Origin of the sequence: Xenorhabdus sp. Sc-CR9 (genome assembly GCF_963897815.1) — a bacterium.
Lineage (GTDB): Bacteria > Pseudomonadota > Gammaproteobacteria > Enterobacterales > Enterobacteriaceae > Xenorhabdus.
This window is the reverse complement of sequence record NZ_CAWQTY010000211.1, coordinates 1-22,422: the sequence shown is the minus strand read 5'-3', so window position 1 is coordinate 22,422 and position 22,422 is coordinate 1. Positions and strand designations below refer to the sequence as shown.

Annotated in this window: 22 protein-coding genes; 13 read left to right on the top strand and 9 right to left on the bottom strand. The window is 43.2% G+C overall.

From position 1 onward, the window contains the following. The first annotated feature begins 3 nt into the window (after positions 1-3). The 9 genes from murD to lpxC all read left to right on the top strand — a co-directional run bounded on the left by murD (position 4) and on the right by lpxC (position 10,394). Entirely contained in the window at positions 4-1,314 is a 1,311-nt protein-coding gene (gene murD, locus AACQ81_RS16475) for a UDP-N-acetylmuramoyl-L-alanine--D-glutamate ligase (protein WP_443089516.1), read from the top strand. Further along, positions 1,314-2,507: a cell division protein FtsW gene (ftsW, locus tag AACQ81_RS16470; RefSeq protein ID WP_237385661.1), complete on the top strand. Its 1,194-nt coding sequence runs from the start codon at positions 1,314-1,316 to the stop codon at positions 2,505-2,507. Before murD ends, ftsW begins: the two co-directional genes overlap by 1 nt. Next, positions 2,504-3,595: an undecaprenyldiphospho-muramoylpentapeptide beta-N-acetylglucosaminyltransferase gene (murG, locus tag AACQ81_RS16465; RefSeq protein WP_237385660.1), complete on the top strand. Its 1,092-nt coding sequence runs from the start codon at positions 2,504-2,506 to the stop codon at positions 3,593-3,595. The genes ftsW and murG overlap by 4 nt, the downstream gene beginning before the upstream one ends. A gap of 57 nt (positions 3,596-3,652) precedes the next feature. Continuing rightward, a complete protein-coding gene (murC, locus tag AACQ81_RS16460; protein ID WP_237385659.1) occupies positions 3,653-5,128 on the top strand; it encodes a UDP-N-acetylmuramate--L-alanine ligase in 1,476 nt (491 codons plus the stop codon). Further along, positions 5,121-6,041 (top strand): D-alanine--D-alanine ligase, encoded by a 921-nt coding sequence (locus AACQ81_RS16455; protein ID WP_237385658.1) that lies wholly within the window; start codon positions 5,121-5,123, stop codon positions 6,039-6,041. Before murC ends, AACQ81_RS16455 begins: the two co-directional genes overlap by 8 nt. Position 6,042: 1 nt before the next feature. Further along, positions 6,043-6,858 (top strand): cell division protein FtsQ, encoded by an 816-nt coding sequence (gene ftsQ / locus AACQ81_RS16450; RefSeq protein WP_237385657.1) that lies wholly within the window; start codon positions 6,043-6,045, stop codon positions 6,856-6,858. Between the two features lie 32 nt (positions 6,859-6,890). Next, complete coding sequence (ftsA, locus tag AACQ81_RS16445) at positions 6,891-8,147, top strand: cell division protein FtsA (RefSeq protein ID WP_237385656.1); 1,257 nt, start codon at positions 6,891-6,893, stop codon at positions 8,145-8,147. A 66-nt stretch (positions 8,148-8,213) separates the two neighbouring features. After that, positions 8,214-9,377 (top strand): cell division protein FtsZ, encoded by a 1,164-nt coding sequence (ftsZ, locus tag AACQ81_RS16440; RefSeq protein WP_237385655.1) that lies wholly within the window; start codon positions 8,214-8,216, stop codon positions 9,375-9,377. Between the two features lie 99 nt (positions 9,378-9,476). Then, complete coding sequence (gene lpxC / locus AACQ81_RS16435; protein ID WP_237385654.1) at positions 9,477-10,394, top strand: UDP-3-O-acyl-N-acetylglucosamine deacetylase; 918 nt, start codon at positions 9,477-9,479, stop codon at positions 10,392-10,394. A 121-nt stretch (positions 10,395-10,515) separates the two neighbouring features. Here the strand turns inward: lpxC and AACQ81_RS16430 are convergent, their stop codons facing one another. Further along, positions 10,516-11,052 carry a DUF721 domain-containing protein gene (locus AACQ81_RS16430; protein WP_237385653.1) on the bottom strand — a complete coding sequence of 179 codons (537 nt, stop codon included), beginning with the start codon at positions 11,050-11,052 and terminating at the stop codon, positions 10,516-10,518. Positions 11,053-11,089: 37 nt separating this feature from the next. Between AACQ81_RS16430 and secM the strand changes: the two genes are divergently transcribed. After that, positions 11,090-11,644, top strand: coding sequence for a secA translation cis-regulator SecM (secM, locus tag AACQ81_RS16425; protein WP_237385652.1), 555 nt, complete (start codon positions 11,090-11,092; stop codon positions 11,642-11,644). Positions 11,645-11,738: 94 nt separating this feature from the next. After that, positions 11,739-14,447 carry a preprotein translocase subunit SecA gene (gene secA, locus AACQ81_RS16420; RefSeq protein WP_237385651.1) on the top strand — a complete coding sequence of 903 codons (2,709 nt, stop codon included), beginning with the start codon at positions 11,739-11,741 and terminating at the stop codon, positions 14,445-14,447. Positions 14,448-14,551: 104 nt separating this feature from the next. Here the strand turns inward: secA and AACQ81_RS16415 are convergent, their stop codons facing one another. Together AACQ81_RS16415 and AACQ81_RS16410 are read right to left on the bottom strand one after the other, a co-directional pair. Beyond that, entirely contained in the window at positions 14,552-15,250 is a 699-nt protein-coding gene (locus tag AACQ81_RS16415) for an ATP-binding cassette domain-containing protein (protein WP_237385650.1), read from the bottom strand. 66 nt (positions 15,251-15,316) lie between these two features. Next, positions 15,317-16,138, bottom strand: a complete 822-nt coding sequence (locus AACQ81_RS16410; protein ID WP_237385649.1) for an ATP-binding cassette domain-containing protein — start codon at positions 16,136-16,138, stop codon at positions 15,317-15,319. Between the two features lie 223 nt (positions 16,139-16,361). Between AACQ81_RS16410 and mutT the strand changes: the two genes are divergently transcribed. Next, positions 16,362-16,766 (top strand): 8-oxo-dGTP diphosphatase MutT, encoded by a 405-nt coding sequence (gene mutT / locus AACQ81_RS16405; protein ID WP_237385648.1) that lies wholly within the window; start codon positions 16,362-16,364, stop codon positions 16,764-16,766. 113 nt (positions 16,767-16,879) lie between these two features. On the opposite strand, the gene yacG is transcribed toward mutT, so the two are convergent. The 6 genes from yacG to ppdD form a co-directional block, all read right to left on the bottom strand. Then, complete coding sequence (gene yacG / locus AACQ81_RS16400; RefSeq protein ID WP_237385647.1) at positions 16,880-17,077, bottom strand: DNA gyrase inhibitor YacG; 198 nt, start codon at positions 17,075-17,077, stop codon at positions 16,880-16,882. Positions 17,078-17,114: 37 nt separating this feature from the next. Beyond that, on the bottom strand, positions 17,115-17,870 hold the full coding sequence (zapD, locus tag AACQ81_RS16395; RefSeq protein WP_237385646.1) for a cell division protein ZapD: 756 nt from the start codon (positions 17,868-17,870) through the stop codon (positions 17,115-17,117). Further along, positions 17,863-18,486, bottom strand: coding sequence for a dephospho-CoA kinase (gene coaE, locus AACQ81_RS16390; protein WP_237385645.1), 624 nt, complete (start codon positions 18,484-18,486; stop codon positions 17,863-17,865). The genes zapD and coaE overlap by 8 nt, the downstream gene beginning before the upstream one ends. A gap of 132 nt (positions 18,487-18,618) precedes the next feature. Continuing rightward, positions 18,619-19,818 (bottom strand): protein transport protein HofC, encoded by a 1,200-nt coding sequence (gene hofC, locus AACQ81_RS16385; RefSeq protein WP_237385644.1) that lies wholly within the window; start codon positions 19,816-19,818, stop codon positions 18,619-18,621. Continuing rightward, a complete protein-coding gene (gene gspE / locus AACQ81_RS16380) occupies positions 19,815-21,329 on the bottom strand; it encodes a type II secretion system protein GspE (RefSeq protein ID WP_237385643.1) in 1,515 nt (504 codons plus the stop codon). The genes hofC and gspE overlap by 4 nt, the downstream gene beginning before the upstream one ends. A gap of 122 nt (positions 21,330-21,451) precedes the next feature. Then, positions 21,452-21,874, bottom strand: a complete 423-nt coding sequence (gene ppdD, locus AACQ81_RS16375) for a prepilin peptidase-dependent pilin (protein WP_237385727.1) — start codon at positions 21,872-21,874, stop codon at positions 21,452-21,454. 370 nt (positions 21,875-22,244) lie between these two features. Between ppdD and AACQ81_RS16370 the strand changes: the two genes are divergently transcribed. Next, on the top strand, positions 22,245-22,422 hold a 178-nt coding region (locus AACQ81_RS16370; protein WP_237385726.1), incomplete at its 3' end, for a helix-turn-helix domain-containing protein.

Here is a 22,422-nt window from a genome sequence, read left to right as displayed (position 1 = left end):
TTCATGACTAAATACGGGGATAAAAAAATCGTTATCGTCGGGTTGGGCCTTACGGGCCTTTCCTGCGTTGATTTTTTCATCACACGTGGTGTGATTCCGCGCGTGATGGACACCCGTATAGTACCACCGGGCAGCGATAGGCTGCCTGATGACGTTGAGTGTCACACTGGAAGTTTAAATGCCCAATGGCTGATGAATGCTGATTTAATTGTTATCAGCCCGGGGATTGCGTTGGCAACCCCTGAATTACAAGCAGCGGCGGATGCTGGTATTGAAATTATCGGTGATATTGAGCTGTTTTGTCGTATGGCAACGGCACCGATTGTTGCCATAACGGGTTCAAACGGTAAAAGCACCGTGACCATGTTAGTGGGTGCGATGGCAAAAGAAGCCGGATGGCAGGTTGGTGTGGGAGGAAATATCGGGGTTCCTGCACTGGAATTACTGAAAAAACCTTGCCAATTGTATGTATTGGAGCTTTCCAGTTTTCAGCTCGAAACCACTTACAGTCTCAAAGCTGCAGCTGCAACTGTGCTGAATGTGACTGAAGACCATATGGTTCGTTACCCTAAAGGGATATCACAATACCGTGCGGCGAAACTGCGTATCTATGATCAAGCAAAAGTATGCGTAGTGAATGCGCTGGATGAACTGACCTGGCCGATAGAAAGCAAGAGTAGCGGCTATATCAGCTTTGGTGTGGATAGCGGTGATTATCAGCTTGATAGTGAGCATCAACAATTGGTGGTCAATCAATGTCCCGTTCTGGTAACCCGTGAAATGCAGTTGGCCGGGCAACATAATTATGCTAACGGGCTGGCGGCATTGGCACTGGCAGATGCTGTAGGTATTCCTCGTGAAGCCAGTATTCAGGCATTGCGTGCATTTTCAGGGCTGGAACACCGTTTTCAGGTCGTCCATATGAGAAATGGCGTTCGCTGGGTTAATGACTCCAAGGCAACCAATGTCGGTAGCACACAAGCCGCTCTCAGTGGATTGAAAGTAGAAGGTACGCTCTATCTTTTAGTCGGTGGAGATGGAAAAGCGGCTGATTTTGCTCCGCTTAAGCCCTACATATCGGCGAATAATATTCGTCTTTACTGTTTCGGCCGTGATGGGAGGCAGCTGGCGCAACTGCGTCCTGAAATCGCAACACTGACAGAAACGATGGAGCAGGCAATGAGAGAAATCGCATCCAGGCTGGTCGCTGGCGATATGGTACTGCTGTCTCCCGCCTGTGCGAGTTTTGATCAATTCAGTGGGTTCGAACATCGTGGCCATGAATTTGCCCGTTTGGCAGAGGAGCTAGGCTGATGACCATTCCAGGCTTCGGTAAATTTAAAAATTGGCTGGCGGGAAATGTGGAAGCCGATACCACAGATATCGTCATGTATGATCGTACCCTGGTCTGGATGATATTGGGGTTGACTGTGATCGGTTTTATCATGGTGACATCAGCCTCAATGCCTGTTGGTCAACGTCTTGCTAAAGATCCGTTTATCTTTGCACAACGTGATGCGATTTACTTGGGGCTGTGCTTTTTCTTGTCTTTGATCACACTACGCATTCCAATGGCGTTCTGGCAGCGTTACAGCTATGTCATGTTGTTCGGCACAATCATGATGTTAGTTGTGGTGCTCTTTGTCGGTAGCTCAGTTAATGGCGCATCACGTTGGGTAGCGATAGGCCCATTGCGTATTCAGCCTGCTGAATTATCGAAATTATCGTTTTTTTGTTACCTTTCCAGCTATCTGGTCAGAAAAGTAGAGGAAGTGAGAAACAATTTCTGGGGATTCTGCAAGCCGATGGGGGTCATGATTGCATTGGCTATTTTACTGCTGGCTCAGCCTGATTTGGGAACCGTGATTGTATTGTTTGTCACAACACTGACATTGCTGTTTCTGGCGGGTGCGAAGTTGTGGCAATTCCTTGCCATCATTGGTTGCGGAATATTTGCCGTTTGCGTACTGATTATCGCTGAGCCTTACCGTATACGCAGGGTGACCTCTTTTCTGAATCCGTGGGAGGATCCGTTCGGTAGCGGTTATCAGTTAACTCAGTCATTAATGGCATTCGGTCGCGGAGATTTCTTCGGGCAAGGCTTGGGAAATTCAGTTCAGAAATTGGAGTATCTGCCTGAAGCGCATACTGATTTTATTTTCTCAATTATTGCTGAGGAATTAGGTTATTTCGGTGTGGTTTTAGTGTTGGCAATGGTATTCTTCGTCGCTTTCCGCGCAATGATGATTGGTCACTGGGCATTACAGCTTGATCAACGGTTTTCTGGTTTTCTGGCTTGTGCAATCGGTATCTGGTTCAGCTTTCAGGCATTCATCAATGTAGGGGCAGCGGCGGGTATATTGCCAACAAAAGGTCTGACTTTGCCTCTGGTGAGTTACGGTGGTTCGAGTCTGATTGTGATGTCAACGGCTATCGTGTTGTTATTGCGAATTGATTATGAAGTACGTCTGGCGAAAGCACAGGCGTTCGTAAGGAGCCCTAAATGAGTGGCAAAAACCGGCGATTAATGGTGATGGCAGGTGGTACGGGCGGTCATGTGTTTCCGGGACTGGCGGTTGCCCATCATTTAAAAGAGCAGGGGTGGGAAATCCGCTGGTTGGGAACCCCTGATCGCATGGAAGCCGATTTAGTGCCGAAACATGGTATTGATATCGAATTTATTCAAATTTCAGGATTGAGGGGCAAAGGAATCAAAGCATTGCTGGCCGCTCCTATAAGAATTTTTAAGGCAATCCGGCAGGCAAAAGCCATTATGCAACGTTATCAGCCGGATGTTGTACTGGGAATGGGCGGATATGTTTCTGGGCCGGGTGGAATAGCCGCATGGTTATGTGGCATTCCTGTTGTATTACATGAACAAAATGGTATTGCGGGGCTGACCAATCGCTGGTTGGCTAAAATCGCAAAAACGGTTTTACAGGCCTTTCCGGGCGCATTTCCTAATGCACCGGTTGTCGGCAACCCTGTACGGGAAGATGTACTGGCTCTACCCGTACCTGAGCAGCGTTTGACCGGACGTGAAGGCCCTGTGCGGGTTCTGGTTGTCGGGGGAAGTCAGGGTGCAAGGATTTTGAACCAAATCATGCCAGAGGTAGCAGCTCGTTTGGGGAATAAAATCACACTATGGCATCAGGCCGGAAAAGGTGCTCAGGAAGAAACACAGAAAAAATATGAAAATTCAGTTAAATCTGAATTCAAAGTGACTGAATTTATTGATGATATGGCGCAGGCTTATGCGTGGGCAGATATTGTGGTGTGCCGTTCTGGCGCTCTGACGGTCAGCGAAATTTCTGCTGCGGGTTTACCCGCGATCTTTGTTCCATTTCAACATAAAGATCGCCAGCAGTATTGGAATGCTTTGCCATTGGAAAAAGTGGGAGCCGCGAAGATACTCGAGCAGCCCACATTTACGGCAGATGCCGTAGCAGAATTGTTAATGCAGTGGCAACGCCCGCAATTACTGGAGATGGCAGAAAAGTCACGCTCAGTCGCCATTATCAATGCAACTGAGCGTGTGGCAGCAGCGCTGATTGATGCTGTTGAAAATCATTCAAGCCGTTCTAGTTCTAAATAGCGTTCTAGTAAGTAGAAAGTAGAACGGTGACGTAAACATAACGAGTGAAGATTAAACGTGAATACACAACAGTTGGCGAAATTAAGAGCTTCAGTGCCTGAGATGAGAAAAGTCAGGCATATCCACTTTGTCGGCATTGGTGGTGCTGGCATGGGTGGCATCGCCGAGGTGTTGGCTAATGAAGGTTATCAGATAAGCGGTTCTGATCTGGCACCCAACCCAGTCACACAACAGCTGATTGCACTGGGTGCAAACATTTATTTTAATCACCGTCCGGAAAATGTACGGGGTGCCAGTGTTGTGGTTGCATCCACTGCCATTCCTGCGGATAACCCTGAGATTATGGCGGCTCGTGAAGCCCGCATTCCGGTAATCCGCCGCGCAGAAATGCTGGCAGAGCTGATGCGTTACCGCCACGGTATTGCTATCGCGGGAACACATGGAAAAACCACGACAACCGCAATGATTGCGGGCATCTATGCACAGGCGGGTCTTGATCCGACATTTGTCAATGGCGGTTTGGTAAAAGCGGCGGGTACACATGCACGTTTAGGCAGCAGCCGTTACCTGATAGCGGAAGCAGATGAAAGCGACGCTTCATTCCTGCATTTGCAGCCTATGATGGCGGTTGTCACCAATATTGAAGCTGATCACCTGGACACCTATCAGGGAAATTTCGAAAATCTGAAACAGACGTTCGTTAATTTTCTGCATAACCTGCCGTTTTATGGTCGTGCAGTGATGTGCATTGATGATCCTGTCGTGAAGGAATTGATTCCCCGTATTGGGCGTTATATTACGACTTACGGCTTCAGTGAAGAAGCGGATGTCCGTATTACCCATTATGAACAGAAAGGCGCTCAGGGATTTTTCACTATCAGCCGTAACGACCTGCCAGACCTGCATGTAGTGTTAAATGCCCCGGGACGCCACAACGCATTGAATGCGACGGCAGCGGTAGCAGTAGCAACAGAAGAAGGCATTAATGATGCCGCAATTCTGACAGCGCTGGCAGAGTTTCAGGGAACGGGACGCCGATTTGATTTTCTGGGGGAATTTGCCCTCAAACATATCAATAACAAAGAAGGTGGCGTGATGTTGGTTGATGATTATGGCCATCACCCAACCGAAGTTGATGCCACGATCAAAGCTGCGCGGGCTGGCTGGACGGATAAACGTATTGTGATGGTATTTCAGCCACATCGTTATACGAGAACCCGTGATTTATATGATGATTTCGCTAATGTTTTAAGTCAGGTAGATGTTCTATTGATGCTGGATGTATATGCCGCAGGTGAAACCCCGATCCCAGGGGCAGATAGTCGTTCTTTATGCCGGACTATCCGTAGCCGTGGGAAATTGGAACCAATTTTTGTGTCAGATTCAGAGCAAATTTCACCCATACTGTCACGGGTGATGGAAAACAATGACTTAGTTTTGGTTCAGGGTGCCGGTAATATCGGTAAAATAGCGCGCAATCTGGCTGAAACAAAATTGCAGCCATCTTTTAATGAGGGAGAGCATCATGGTTGATAAAGTCGCAGTTTTGTTGGGCGGAACGTCTGCTGAACGTGAAGTTTCACTGCAATCAGGGCAGTCAGTTTTGGCTGGGCTGAAAGAAGCGGGCATTAATGCTTATTCAGTCGATACAAAAGACTTTGATGTGACTAAACTCAAAGAAGAGGGGTTCAGTAAAGTTTTTATCGCTTTGCATGGCCGTGGTGGTGAAGATGGTATTCTGCAAGGTTTACTGGAGTTTTTACAGCTTCCTTACACAGGCAGTGGTGTGATGGCATCAGCTTTGTCAATGGACAAATTGCGTACAAAACAGCTATGGCAGGGAGCAAAACTGCCCATTTCTTCTTATGTTGCGATTAATTTTCAAAAATTTAAACAACTTAGTGATCTTCAACTCAAAGATTATGTCCGAGAATTAGGTCTACCGTTAATGGTCAAACCAAATCTGGAAGGTTCCAGTGTGGGCATGACCAAAGTGAATGACTATTCCGAGCTGCGTGATGCATTAGAACTGGCATTCAAATATGACAGCAATATATTGATTGAGGAATGGTTGTTTGGCCCTGAATATACCGTGGGTTTTTTGGGTGATGAAGCTCTTCCTTCTATCCGGATTCAGGCTCCCGATGTGTTTTATGACTATGATGCGAAATATATTTCCAACGAAACACAATACTTTTGTCCAAGTGGCTTGAGTGTCGAAAAAGAGCAGGAGTTGATAGATATCGCATCAAGGGCATATAAAGCGCTGGGATGCAGTGGCTGGGGACGCGTTGATATCATGGATGATGGCAAGGGTAATTTCTATCTGTTAGAGGCAAATACCTCTCCGGGCATGACCAGTCATAGTTTGGTACCAATTGCTGCGCGTCAGGCCGGACTCAGTTTTTCCCAACTTGTAGCGAGAATTTTGGAATTGGCTGATTGATATGTCACAGGCAGCCCGGAATATCCGGGAGCGGGAGATCGAAGCTCAGGGGATACGCCCCAGTAATGGTTATCATCTGATAGGGATTATCTTCTTCCTGATGGTAATCGGCACCATCATATGGGGGGGCTGGATGACACTGGACTGGATGAAAGACTCTAGTCGATTACCGCTTTCAAAACTGGTGTTAACCGGTGAACGCCATTACACCACGAATGATGATGTCAGGCAGGCTATTTTGTCTCTGGGAACCCCAGGAACATTTATGACACAGGATGTCAATGTCATTCAGGAAAATATTGAACAACTGTCATGGATTCGGCAAGTGACTGTGCGTAAACAATGGCCTGATGAACTGAAAATACATCTGGTAGAATACGTGCCTTATGCGCGCTGGAATGATACGCAAATGCTGGATGCAGAAGGTCGGGTGTTTAGTTTGCCCATGGAACGCAGTATGAATGGGCAATACCCGATGCTGTATGGTCCTGAAAGCAAAGAAAAAGATGTATTGGAAGGATATAGCACAATGACAGCTTTTCTTTCAACGCATCAAATAAAATTGAAAGCGGTGATCATGACAGCGCGTAATTCCTGGCAATTGATACTGGATAACGATATCCGGTTAGAGTTAGGAAATCGAGATAATATGGAGCGAATAAAACGTTTTATTGAACTTTATCCTGTGTTGTTGAAAAACACGGAAAAACGCGTGGCTTATATCGATTTACGTTATGACAGCGGTGCTGCGGTTGGTTGGGCTCCTTTATTAACTGATGCGCCAGTTTCAATGAACGGGCAAGAAAACAAACAGTGACTGGTAATAATACAGAGACAGGCAGAATAACGATGATCAAATCAACGGACAGAAAATTGGTAGTTGGTCTTGAAATCGGGACAGCAAAAGTATCTGCCCTGGTTGGTGAAATTCTGCCCGATGGTATGGTTAATATTATCGGAGTAGGAAGTTGCCCATCCCGTGGCATGGATAAAGGCGGTGTCAACGATCTTGAATCGGTTGTTAAGTACGTCCAACGTGCAATAGATCAGGCTGAACTGATGGCAGATTGCCAGATCTCGTCAGTCTATTTGGCGCTTTCCGGTAAGCATATTAGTTGTCAGAACGAAATTGGTATGGTGCCGATTTCGGAAGAAGAAGTGACACAAGATGATGTGGACAGTGTTGTCCATACAGCCAAATCGGTTCGTGTTCGTGATGAGCACCGTATTTTGCATGTAATCCCACAGGAATACGCGATCGACTATCAGGAAGGGATTAAAAATCCAGTTGGGCTTTCTGGTGTGCGCATGCAGGCGAAAGTTCACTTGATTACCTGTCATAACGATATGGCAAAAAATATTGTAAAAGCTGTTGAACGTTGTGGGCTGAAAGTTGACCAACTTATTTTTGCCGGACTGGCAGCAAGTTATGCTGTATTAACGGAAGACGAAAAAGAACTTGGGGTATGTGTTGTTGATATCGGCGGTGGAACGATGGATATCGCTGTATATACCGGCGGTGCATTGCGTCATACCAAGGTTATTCCTTATGCAGGAAATGTTGTTACCAGTGATATCGCTTATGCGTTTGGTACCCCCCCAAGTGATGCTGAAACCATCAAGGTTCGTCATGGATGCGCATTGGGTTCAATAGTGAGCAAAGATGAGAGCGTGGAAGTCCCAAGTGTGGGAGGACGGCCTCCCCGTAGCTTGCAGCGTCAGACGCTGGCGGAAGTAATAGAACCCCGTTATACCGAACTGCTGAATTTAGTGAATGATGAAATTTTGCGATTGCAGGAACAGTTGCGTCAGCAGGGAGTAAAGCACCACTTGGCAGCAGGGATTGTCCTGACAGGGGGAGGTGCCCAGATTGATGGATTGGCCGATTGTGCCCAGCGGGTATTCCATACCCAAGTTCGTATTGGTCGTCCTCTGAACATCACTGGGCTGACAGATTATGTGCAGGAGCCTTGCTACTCAACAGCAGTTGGGCTTCTGCATTATGGCAAAGAATCCCACCTTGGCGGAGATTCTGATGCCGATAAAAGAACGTCAGTGAGCGGCTGGTTTAATAAAATCAGCAACTGGCTGAAAAAAGAATTTTGATTTTTTATACAGAGGCTAAGACAATGTCGCCTGCCTCGATATAAAGGCACAAAACGGAGAGAAATTATGTTTGAACCACTGGAATTAACCAATGACGCGGTGATTAAGGTCATCGGCGTCGGCGGCGGCGGCGGTAATGCTGTTGAGCACATGGTGCGTGAACGCATTGAAGGAGTAGACTTCTTTGCGATTAACACGGATGCTCAGGCACTACGTAAGACAGCTGTTGGTCAGACTATCCAGATTGGCAACGGCATTACGAAAGGATTGGGCGCTGGTGCAAACCCTGAAGTTGGCCGTACTGCCGCGGAAGAAGATCGCGAATCATTGCGTACCGCATTGGAAGGGGCTGACATGGTATTCATCGCTGCGGGTATGGGTGGTGGTACAGGAACAGGTGCAGCGCCCGTTGTAGCTGAAATTGCCAAAGAACTTGGCATTCTGACCGTGGCTGTCGTGACTAAGCCATTTAACTTCGAAGGCAAAAAGCGTATGGCCTTCGCGGAACAAGGAATCACTGAACTGTCCAAACATGTGGACTCATTGATTACTATTCCAAATGACAAATTGTTGAAAGTTTTGGGGCGCGGAATTTCCCTGCTGGATGCGTTTGGTGCGGCAAATGATGTTCTGAAAGGAGCGGTTCAGGGTATTGCTGAGCTGATCACTCGTCCGGGGCTGATGAACGTTGACTTCGCTGACGTTCGTACCGTGATGTCTGAAATGGGTTATGCCATGATGGGTTCAGGTATTGCACAAGGTGAAGATCGTGCGGAAGAAGCTGCAGAAATGGCTATCTCCAGCCCACTGTTGGAAGATATCGACCTATCTGGTGCGCGTGGTGTTCTGGTTAACATCACCGCGGGCTTTGACCTGCGTCTGGACGAATTTGAAACAGTTGGTAACACAATCCGTGCATTTGCTTCTGATAATGCAACCGTGGTTATCGGTACATCATTGGATCCGGACATGAACGATGAACTGCGTGTTACTGTTGTTGCAACGGGTATAGGGATGGACAAGCGTCCGGAAATTACTCTGGTGACCAATAACAAAGCTCCTCAGACAAACACAATGGATCGCCGTTACCAGCAGATGCCCGGCGGAATCTCTTCATTGTCTGATGAGAGCAAACCAGCAGCAAAAGTAGTTAATGACCAAAATACACATACAAGCAAAGAGCCTGATTATCTTGATATTCCAGCATTTTTGCGTAAGCAGGCTGACTAATAGCTAAAAAATTGGTTTCTCCGCTTTTTGTGCTAAAATATCCCGGCAATCATACTTTATAATGGTTGGCGGGATAAGTAACACTGCGAGATATAAACGATGATCAAACAAAGGACATTAAAACGTATTGTTCAAGCGACTGGCGTTGGTTTACACACCGGTAAGAAAGTCACGCTGACAATGCGTCCAGCACCGGCTAATACCGGGGTCATCTATCGTCGTACTGACTTGAATCCTCCGGTTGATTTTCCGGCTGATGCCAAATCTGTGCGTGATACTATGCTCTGTACTTGCTTGGTGAATGAGCATAATGTGCGGATTTCAACTGTTGAGCATTTGAATGCAGCATTGGCAGGTTTGGGAATCGACAACATTGTTATTGACGTCGATGCACCAGAAATCCCGATTATGGATGGTAGTGCTAGCCCGTTCGTTTTCCTGTTATTGGATGCGGGTATTGAAGAACTGAATGTCGCGAAGAAATTCGTACGTGTGAAAGAAACTGTTCGCGTGGAAGATGGTGATAAATGGGCTGAATTGGCACCATATCATGGTTTCAGTCTGGATTTTACCATCGACTTTAACCATCCAGCGATTGATTCCGGTTCACAGCGTTATAGTATGGACTTTTCAGCGGATTCATTCGTTCGTCAGATTAGCCGTGCCCGTACTTTTGGATTTATGCGTGATATTGAGTACTTACAATCTCAAGGTCTGTGCCTTGGTGGCAGCTTCGATTGTGCTATTGTGGTAGATGATTACCGTGTACTCAATGAAGATGGTTTGCGTTTTCATGATGAATTTGTTCGTCATAAAATGTTGGATGCCATCGGCGATCTGTTTATGTGTGGTTACAACATTATTGGTGCCTTTACCGCGTTCAAATCGGGTCATGCACTGAACAACAAGCTACTGCAAACCGTTTTGGCGCAAGAAAGTGCTTGGGAATTTGTCACATTTGAAGATGAGGCTGAAATGCCGCTGGCTTTCCGTGCCCCTTCATTAGTGTTGGCATAATGGCTAATGTGTGTGTTTCTAACATGTATATTAACTAAAAGAGTGTTGAGAACATTCCTATGATGCACCAGTGGGTTATGTTATCTATCACACTCCTTTCGCTGATGTTTTTCATTCAGCGTTAGCGCTTATTCTTGGCTGTGCTGGTACCCTCTCCGGCCAGTGCAGCTAATCGTTCTAATTTCCTTTTCAATTTTTCCGGGCTGCGTGCAGCCAACATCATTATTGTTTCTGCACTTTCATGAGTCAGTTGGCGCTTTGGTAAATCCTGATTATCATTATTGGATACTTCAACTGAGGATTTTGCGATGTTCTGTGCATTATTATCATACTTGACCATTAATGATGGATTAATCCTGATGTCGATTGAGGATAAAGATGGTAGAATTTCGCTCCTCAGAGTAGAACGCAACGTAGGAATTTCATAACGAAGCCGGGTCATCCAACTGGCATTTCCTGCTTCCAGTACCAGAATTTGTTTGCGATAATTGGCAACCCTGCACCATGGATGCAACTGTGCAGGAAGTAAGCTGAGAACAGCACGGTTGAGCTTCAATAATGCGATGGCATGTTTTTGAATTACTTGAAGTGGGCTTTTCCCGACAGTCGCCTCGTCTTCAAATAGAGTATCCAGTGATTGTGGGCGGCTATCTCGCATAATAAGGGCAGTTCCAGTATTTATTAATGAAGGATTAATGAGTATTTTAAATCTTTGGCGACAATTTGGTAGGCGTTATTTTTGGTCTCACCTTTTACTGGGCATAGTTGCCACGGGAATTGGTGTTCCTACTGTTTTTGCTAAAGTGGCAGAAAACCTTCCCCATACTAATACTTCTTCTACTCAAGAAAACCAAAATCAATCATTTTCTTCGTTTGAGCATTTATTTCAATTACACCTGTTTGAACTAAAAAGTGCTCAGCGTCAACCCTCCAATTATTTAAACTACTGGCAGCAACACGCTGTTCGTAACGTGATCCGTCAACTTTCTTTTGCTTTTTCGGTCACAGAGCCGGTTAGATGCGAAGAAGCAAAAGAAAGTGCTCGGAGTTCTTCTCCATCAATGCAACAGCTTATGCTGGACACTTTGCATGCTATGTTGACACAAGTATCAAAGCCATTTGATGACACCATATCTGATGTTGCGATACTAGTGACTGTTTTTCCTGATACGTACACACCAGCGCTCTGGGTAGCCCAAATTCAAGGGATCAGAGCAGGGCCATTATCCAATCATTTATTTTTGCTTTAATACTTTTGTATTATTTTATTCTTATTCAATAAGACTTTTTTCAAGAAATGATTGATTGGCTGCAAGAGTAGCCCTATCTGAGATGTACTAAATTATGCTGATTAAATTACTGACTAAAATTTTTGGTAGCCGTAATGACCGTACCCTGCGTCGTTTGCGTAAAGTAGTTGATGTGATCAACCACATGGAACCGGATTTTGAAAAACTTTCTGATGAAGAACTGAAAGCAAAAACAGATCAGTTCCGTACTCGTCTGAAGGAAGGGGAGTCACTGGAAAAAGTTCTCCCGGAAGCTTTTGCTACTGTACGTGAAGCCAGTAAACGTGTCTTTGGTATGCGTCACTTTGATGTCCAGCTGTTGGGCGGGATGGTACTGAATGAACGTTGTATAGCAGAAATGCGTACCGGTGAAGGTAAAACACTGACAGCAACGTTGCCTGCATATCTTAATGCCCTGAGTGGCCGGGGTGTCCATGTTGTTACCGTAAACGACTATCTGGCACAGCGGGATGCTGAAAACAACCGTCCACTATTTGAGTTTCTCGGCATGACAGTCGGTATTAACCTGCCGAACATGCCAGCGCCAGCAAAACGTGAAGCCTATAGTGCAGATATTACTTACGGAACTAATAATGAATATGGTTTCGATTATCTGCGTGACAACATGGCATTTAGCCCGGAAGAACGAGTTCAGCGTAAATTGCATTATGCCTTGGTGGATGAGGTGGACTCCATTCTTATCGATGAGGCTCGTACACCTCTGATCATCTCAGGGCCTGCGGAAGATAGCTCTGAACTTTATCTCAAAGTGGACAAATTGATACCAAACCTGATCCGTCAGGAAAAAGAGGATTCAGATACTTTCCAGGGCGAAGGTCACTTCTCAGTTGATGAAAAAACACGTCAAGTCAACCTGACAGAACGCGGTTTAGTGTTGATTGAAGAATTGCTTGTGGATGCCAAATTGATGAATGAAGGTGAATCTCTGTACTCGCCGACCAATATCATGCTGATGCACCATGTAACAGCAGCTTTACGTGCCCATGCCCTGTTTACCCGCGATGTAGATTATATTGTCAAAGATGGTGAAGTTATCATTGTTGACGAACATACTGGGCGTACCATGCAGGGACGTCGCTGGTCTGATGGATTGCATCAGGCAGTAGAAGCTAAAGAAGGTGTCGAAATCCAAAATGAAAACCAGACACTGGCTTCAATCACCTTTCAGAACTATTTCCGTATATATGAAAAATTAGCGGGGATGACGGGAACAGCCGATACTGAAGCTTTTGAATTCAGCTCTATTTATAAGCTGGATACTATTGTTGTTCCGACAAACCGCCCAATGGTCCGTCAAGATTTACCGGATTTGGTTTACATGACGGAAGCGGAAAAAATTGAAGCGATCATTGAGGATATCAGGGAGCGTACAAGCAAAGGTCAACCTGTGTTGGTGGGAACTATTTCGATTGAGAAGTCTGAGGTTATTTCTAATGCATTGACTGAAGCTGGCATTGTACACAATGTCCTGAACGCAAAATTCCATGCTATGGAAGCCGATATTATCTCTCAGGCAGGCCAAGCCAGTACGGTAACTATTGCAACCAACATGGCGGGACGTGGTACAGATATCATGTTGGGAGGAAGTTGGCAGGCAGAAATTGCCAAACTGAAAGAGCCAACCGAAGAACAAATTGAGAACATTAAAGCAGCATGGCAAGTGCGTCATGATGCGGTATTGGCAGCGGGTGGTTTGCATATTGTTGGTACAGAGCGTCACGAATCACGCCGTATCGATAACCAGCTACGTGGCCGTGCCGGACGTCAGGGTGATGCGGGTTCTTCACGCTTCTATCTCTCAATGGAAGATTCTCTGATGCGTATTTTTGCGTCTGAGCGTGTTACAGGCATGATGCGCAAGTTGGGTATGAAACCGGGTGAAGCGATCGAGCATCCATGGGTGACCAAAGCGATTGCTAATGCGCAGCGTAAAGTTGAGAGCCGTAACTTTGATATCCGTAAGCAACTACTGGAATATGATGATGTTGCCAATGATCAGCGTCGTGCAATCTATGCTCAGCGTAACGACTTACTTGATGTGAGTGATGTCAGTGAAACTATTTCCAGCATTCGTGAAGATGTCTTCAAAATAACGATTGATACGTATATTCCACCACAATCTCTGGAAGAAATGTGGGATGTTGAAGGTTTACAAGAACGTTTAGTCAACGATTTCGATCTGGATCTGCCAATAAAAGAATGGTTGGATAAAGAACCTGAGCTGCATGAAGAAACATTGCGGGATCGGATTCTTGATAAGGCGATTGAAGTCTATAAACAGAAAGAAGAGATCGTCAATGCAGAGATGATGCGTAACTTTGAAAAAGGCATTATGCTGCAAACTTTGGATACACTGTGGAAAGAACATTTAGCTGCGATGGATTACCTGCGTCAAGGTATTCATCTGCGTGGCTATGCTCAGAAAGATCCAAAACAGGAATACAAACGTGAATCCTTCGCCATGTTTGCCAATATGCTGGAATCATTGAAATATGAAGTGATCAGTACCTTGAGCAAAGTTCAGGTCAGAATGCCGGAAGAAGTTGAAGCACTTGAACAGCAACGCCGCGAGGAAGCTGAACGTTTGGCAAGAAAGCAGTACTTGAGCCATGAAGTTGAACAAGGCGCATTAATGTCAGAAGAGGAAGCACAGATGGCAAGTGGGGAACGTAAAGTTGGACGTAACGACACCTGCCCATGTGGTTCCGGCAAAAAATATAAGCATTGTCACGGGCGCTTATAATTAAAACCAAGTGAATGGAGCGAGTGGCAGGTTGCCACTCGCTCCATATTTCATGCTTATATAATCACAGTAACGGAAAGCTATCACGACTGAGATTGTCAGATTCAGCTCATCTCTAATTTTTGCATATTCCCCACATTTTGAATGAACATCTCATCATGGGAAATCAATACCATAGCTCCGGTATAGTCATGTAATGCTTTCTGGAGCAGTTCACGTGATTCTATATCCAGATGATTGTCTGGCTCATCTAACAACAATAGGGCAGGAGCATATGGACCACAAAACAGACAAGCCAGTGCAACTTTAAGTTGCTCCCCACCACTCAGATAGCCGACAGGCTTTAAAGCTTCTTCTCCACGAATACGTAATTGAGCAAGTCGAGTACGGTAGCGATCTTCAGTCCAGCCCGGAGACTGTAATTGAAAATTATGTAGTGCGGATTGATTTTTATCCAGAAACGAAAAATGTTGATCCATCAGACGATATGACGGTGTTATTCGGCGAGTACCTTGTTTGAGGGGCAGAACACCTGTTATGACTTTCAATAAGGTCGATTTCCCGCTGCCATTATTGCCGACAACAGCAAGGCGTTCATTATTATGAATTGTCAGACTAATAGGAGTGTTTGAGCCAAAGGGTAAAATAACATCCTGTAAGTAAAGTAACGGTGGAGTAGCAGTTTGTGGGGTAGCCACAGCAATGGACAACGGATCAATAATTTCTAATTTCGTTCTGGCATCTGTCGCCAGAGAGTTATTCCTTTGTATTCGTTCTTCATGCAGTTTTGCTTGCCGTGCCAAAGTGGCTCCTGAGCGCTCTAGTTCACGGTCAAGAATAAGTTTAGTTTGATTAGCATTTTCTCGCCGTTACTTGCCTTGACTCAGCCTTTTACTTACTTTTTCATGATCTTTTTGCTTATCTTGTAGTGCTTGTTTCCGGTTTTTTTGAGTTTGTTCGACTTCGCGTTGAATACCAAGCCGGAGTTGCTCCTTGCTTTCCAACCACGTTTCCCATCCACCGATACTACGCGATAATCCTAATCCACTGAGCTCATATACAATTGAGGTATGTTGTAACAGTTGAGTATTGTGGGTAACCAGCAAAATACCACCATTGAAAGCTTCCAGCCATCGGGCTAACCAAAGACGTCCTTGTCGATCAAGATGATTACTTGGTTCATCCAAGATCATAAAACCTACATCTTGTCTCTTTAGTGTTAATAACCTAATCCGTGTTTGCTCCCCACCACTTAGAGAATCAAAAGGTTGGTTTAGTATTTTTGGATTGAGTTCACCTTCTGCCAGCAGGGATTCGACCTGAAATTTCCAATCCCAATTACCTTCCATTACATCGAAATCATCTGTATCACCAATACCTGCCAGAACTCGTTCATTAGCTCTCATAATTTTAGTTAATCCCAGCATATCGGCAGCATTACCAACAAAAGATGATAGGCTTTGTGATAAATAACCTACATTACAAAAATGTTTTACACTGCCTTCGGTGGGAGATATCTGCCGCGTCAATATAGATGCCAACCAGGATTTACCAATACCATTACGTCCGATTAACGCATGTTGTTCTGCATTCAAAAACATATCAATACCAGAAAATAAAGGGGTTGCTTCACCAGAAAACTGATAGGCGATTTGTCTTGCTTCAATTAATTGTTGAGCGTCATTTTGCATAAACGGTTTTTCCTTATTCTTTGAAATAATGGCTTAAACCTGAATCCATTTTTAGACAGAGTTTTATACCGCTTGCTGTTTGTTTTTACATGATATGTTTTTGTGAAAGGTAAAAGTGATTAACGATTAAATGAAAGACAAGTTTGCGATTTAAGCTAATTTTATTGTAGTCTGCAAGATATAATCACCTAGGTTAAATAATCAATAGCAAGAAAAAACAATTATGGAAAAAAAATATCTGCATATTGCCGCAGGCATCATTAAAAATAGCACTGATGAAATATTTATCACACAGCGTAGTGCTGATTCACATATGGGCGGTTTTTGGGAGTTTCCCGGAGGTAAACTTGAACAAGGAGAAACACCTGAGCAAGCATTGATTAGAGAATTAAAGGAAGAAGTCGGGATCACTGTGACTCATTGTAAATTGGTAGATACTATTACACATGATTTTCCTGACCGAAATATCACACTCTACTTTTTTCTGGTTGATGAATGGAAAAATGAACCATTTGGTAGAGAAGGACAGCCTTCCCGCTGGGTATTACGGTCAGAATTGATTGCTGATGAATTTCCACCCGCAAATCGTAGTATTGTCGCTTTTTTAACAAAAAATGACTCCCATTAAAAACAGGGATTACTTTTTTAAAATCATTTGCTTTAGAGAATGACATCGCGATAGTACTAAATAAAAATAGTACTAAATAAAATCAGTGCCCTCGCGATGTCATCTAAGTGATATCACCGTTCTGGATCTTCGCTCCAGCTATCATTTTCTGCACTATCGCTTTGACTCGGTATTTTCTTTTCTTCGCTGGCCCACTCTCCCAAGTCGATTAATTGGCAACGTTTACTACAAAATGGGCGGTGTGGGCTGATTTCACCCCATATTACTGTGTTGCCACATGTTGGACATTCGACTGTCAATACTTCAGACATCTTACTTTCCTTTCCCCTGCTTGATTTCGGAGCCATGTTAACAGCAGGCTAATTCAAAAGACAAATGGGCAGGAACGATACGCTCATTATCCATAGGCAAGAAACGGATGGCGAAACGTGTCTTATAGCCGGAGACTTGTGGGTAAATTAATGCATTCGGTACGACGTCCAATTTCAGCCTCAGGAGGTCTGCTTCGTCAGCATTGTCTTGATAAAAACCATTGTGACTGATTTTAGGCGTAAATACTGCCGATTGGCGTATGAGTTCCAGAATACTTTCCAATGCTTGCTTTAATGGGAGGAGGCTGCCTAGCCAGGCTTTGACCGATTCATCTCTGACTGATTGTGGCAAATACAGCCACAAGTGCAATGTTGGCAAATCAAAACTACAACATCCCCCCGGAATGCTTAGTCTTTGGCGAACCATATTGATGATGCGATCTTCTTTGATATGCTGGCTGAGTCGGGGGCCTTGATTCAAGGCAATACTGCATTCTTTCAGCTGCTTCGCTAAATTCTGGATCATGCCAGTATCTGCATTTGGAGCGCCGAGCCACAGTTTTAACTTAACTTGCTGGCGATCCAACTCTTTTAATAATTCAGAACGGACTTCACCACGATCTAGGATCTCAATTAGTTCTGAGATTGTACGAAAAAACGACAGGCTGCTTGCCAGAGAATCTAAGTGGCGTTGTTTTTCCAACTGTTGCAGTGAAGATTCAATTCTCAACCATGAACGCATTCTTTCATTGAGTGGATGTTCAAAAATAATAGTAGAGGTTGCATCACTCATTACGGTTTTCCTGTCTGACTGATTTTGCTTGTTTTAAATATTGTTGATGTAATTCAACCACACGGGAGACAATGTCTTGTTCTCCATGGTGATTAAAGATGACATCATCTGCTTTATCCAGTCTGTCATGACGGCTGGCTTGCGCAGCCAGAATATTTTCCACTTGTTTACGGTTTACGCCATCACGTGCCATTGTCCGAGCAATTTGTGTTTCTGGTGAGATGTCAACAACTAAAATACGGTCTGCCAGATGCATTAAATTATTTTCAATTAACAGAGGAACCACCCAAATAACGTAGGTGGCAGTCACTTGGTTTAATTGTCGCTGAGTTTCTGAGTGTATCAGCGGATGCAACAGCGCATTCAGCCACTGTTTTTCTTCCGGAGATGCAAAAATTTTTTGGCGTAGCAATGCGCGGTTTAGACTACCATCGGATAATAATATGTCAGATCCAAAGTGCTGTGAAATTGCCAGCAATGCGGGAGTACCAGGAGCAACTACTTCTCTGGCAATAATATCGGCATCAACAAGAGGAACACCAAGGGATGAAAATACATTAGAGATAGTCGTTTTACCGCTACCAATTCCACCTGTGAGTGCAACAATATAAGTCATCCTATCCCTTAAAATATTTCTGATAGTATAATTAAATTGTAACCTAAGGAACGCTAATGAGCTATAAACAAACGAATATATTCCCAGCTTTTGTGTCCTTGAGGAAGCATAATGAAATATGTAAATATTTTGTTAAACCAATATTGTTCCTAATTGAAAAATAGGCAGATACATGGCCAACAATAATAAACCAATAATCAATGCCATTATCAACATCAATAGAGGTTCAAGTAATTGAACTAAACTATCAGCAAGGTTGATGGATTTTTCTTGATACCATTTTGCAATATTAAACAAGAATAATTCTAACTCGCCTGATTCTTCACCTATCATGACAAATTGCTGGCATAACGAAGGGAAAAATGCTGCTTTTTTTAATGCATCACTCATAGGAATTCCCTGTTGGATCTGTTTATGTAAGCTTTTTACTCCAGCAATAAAAATTGGATGACGAGTGGCATTGATAGCACATTCTAGCCCTGTTGTTAGTGTTAACCCTGCTTTCTGTGTCATAAATAAAATATGGAATATCTGGTTTATTTGTTGATAAATTATCAATTTTTTAAAAAGAGGGAGCTTCAGCATGAGCATTTTTTCTTTTGTTTGCAATATTGAAAAACGCTTACGTAACCATAGGTAACCAGTTAGCAATATAAATATTATTATTAGTAGTAATAGCCCATACTGGATCAAAAAGTCAGATCCCGACAAAACCCACCGTGTTAATAGAGGCAAGGTAGCATTAAACGAAGAATAAACTTGTCGAAATTCCGGCAGAACAAAGATCAACATCAAAATAATAACTAACAGTGTGACAAAAGCGACTATCAAAGGGTAGCGATAAGCTTTTTGCATTTTTTTCAGTAATGCATCCTGTTGCTCTAACTGATTGATGATTAATTGGCAGCAATTCTCAAGCTGGCCTGTTTGTTCTCCGACTGCAATAATTTGGCAGAATAAAGGAGAGAATAGCTTCGGATAATGAGCTAATGTTGTTGAAAATGATTCTCCTTGACTAATTTTCTGGATCATATCCGTTAATACACATCGCCAGAGAGCAAATTTGCAATCTTGCAATAAGATAACTAACCCCCGTAAAAGGGGGATGCCTGATGTTAGTAGCGTACTTAATTGATGAATGAAATGTAGTCGGTAAGCAACTTCTTTTTCACCGTAGTGAATCACCCTTTTGCATTTAATGGAATAAGGTTGCAGATCGAGATGGCCTAAGTACCGGAAGACACTTTTTTTACTGTAACCGATGCTCTCCCCCGCTATAATCTTTCCTTTATTATTAATGGCTTGCCATTGGTAGATATACTCTATTTTCATACAGTTTCATGGCCTGTAATCTGGTAAATCTCTTCAAGAGTAGTTATCCCTTTTTCTACTAATGTGATGCCTGACGAAAACAGTGTTGAACCCTGCTGCTGGGTGAGTAAATGTGAGAGATTGTCAGTTAAATGTTCAGACAGGGTTTGCAGGAATTCTGATTTAATTTCGAGAAATTCATAAATGGCTGTCCTACCATAATAACCAGAAAAACAGTGGTCACAGCCAACCGCATGCCATTTTTTTAGTGTTAAGGCCGATGGGCTTTCTTCTTTATTAGTTATGTTGGGAATAATAGTCGGAGTGCTATCTTGTTGGCGACAGTGGGGGCAAAGTTTGCGAACTAACCGTTGGGCAATAATCAATTTTACGCATGAAGCTGTGGTATAGCCAGAAATTCCCAGATTTTGCAGGCGGGATAAGGTATCGATAGTCGAGTTAGTGTGTAGTGTCGATAAAACTAAGTGGCCTGTTTGTGCAGCTTTCATTGATATTTCGGCAGTTTCATTATCACGGATTTCACCAACCATGATGATATCGGGGTCTTGCCGCAATAACGCCCTGAGAACTTTGGCAAAATCTAGCCCAATTTTGTTATTTACAGGTGTTTGATTAATGCCATTCAAAGGGATTTCTACGGGATCTTCAACACTACAGATATTCTTTTTAGCTTGATTTAAATATTGCAGGCAACTATAGAGAGTGACAGTTTTTCCGCTGCCGGTTGGGCCTGTCACTAAAATCATGCCTTGTGGTAAATGGATCTTCTGCCTTAAAAGTTGTAACTGTGATTCAGGCAGGCCAAGTTGTTCCAATGACAATTGGTGTATGGTATTTAGAATTCGAAGGACTATTTTTTCTCCATGTAGTGTCGGCAGTGTAGATATACGTATCGCATAGTTATTCTTACTGTCGTTCCAGTCAAATTGCCCATCTTGTGGATGACGTTTTTCAGCGATGTTGAGTTTTGCGATAATTTTCAAGCGGGCAGGAATACTCGCATTCATCTGAGGTGGCGGCGTTTTCATTGTATGTAATATTCCATCCACTCGAATGCGTATTTGATAATTATTTTTAAAAGGCTCAAAATGAATATCTGAGGCTCTTTTTTGTATTGCAGTTAATAACGTCTGATTAATTAATTGAATAACTGGGGCATCTATATCTTCATCTCGGATATTATTAGTTTGTATTGTATGATGATTGGAATAGTTGGTGTTCAGTTTTTCTATACGATAAGACTCCATATCATCATTTTCTGCGCAATAAATTTCTTCTGATATCAGAGGTTTTTCCTGTGTCAGCATAGATTCTATTTTTGCTTGAGGCCAAATATTTATATTCACAATCAGGCCAGAAACAAAACGTAATGCAGCGATGAAATCTTCGTTAGGTGATTTACTACAAGCTATGGTAATAGTATGGTGATCTTTTTGTATAACAATAGCCTGATACTGTTGGCACAGATCTTTTATTTCTCTTTCCATTAATACGTTTTCCTTATTTTTCATTAATAATATCCTTCATTTTTAAAATTACAGTTTTATTTCTCGAAAACTTCAATTAATTGGTTGTGTTTTTTGTTTGAAAGTGGTTAATGATTTTATTTATTTGATATAAAACTCTTTGATATTTAAAATTTCAATGTTTCCTGACATTTTATTTTCAATGATTCATTCTTAGATTCACAAATAGTTTTCCACTGAGTGAATCCTGTTTTAATATCCTGAGTTGGTTTTAAAATAGCATTCAAGCCACTGAGGTTTTGTTGACCTGTAACGATTATTTCTCCTTCTTTTACTGAGATGGCGCTGATATATCGGCTATTATGGCCGGATGGAATGGAAACCTGGCCTGAATTACATTCTTTATAATTCTCAGTTTCAAAACGACAAAGCTCTATGCCGGATCTATAAGGTACAATAGCTTGTAGCATATCGGTTAATGCTGCTTTTTGGATATATCCTTGATAACTGGGAATGGCAATTGCGCCGAGAATTGACACGATAGCCATAACAACCATCACTTCAATCAATGTAAATCCTTGCTGATTCATTTTTTTTCCTTTTTTGTAGTTTGGTGACATATCCGATTGCATGTGGCTATAACCTTTCAAATAATTACGTTGCTATAATATTGTGCCGTGATGCTGCAATTTGAAATCTATTGGGAATAAATTCGGATAAGAATAAGCATGAATTAAAAGGAGAAAAATAAAATAGCCTTCATGATATTTATCGAGTTGGTTCGAAGAAATAATCATGTGTTACATTTTTTGCAAAAAAAATTTCGAGCCTGTTTGAAAATAAAAGATCCGCAGAAATATAGGACGCTTGAAAGTGCTAACATGCTAACCTGTTACATTTTATACCAATCGCCATTGAAGATGCTTGATTTCTTATCCAAACCCGATCATGCTTGCAGCCATGAAAATTCATCTGACACCAGAACAAAAACGCGCCCTCGAATTGATGCACGATACGACTCGTGATAGTCGAGTCTGTGATCGCATCAAGGCCGTGCTTTTGGCATCAGAGGGCTGGACAGCTCAGATGATTGCCCAAGCCTTACGTATTCATGAAAGTACGGTAAGCCGTCATCTAA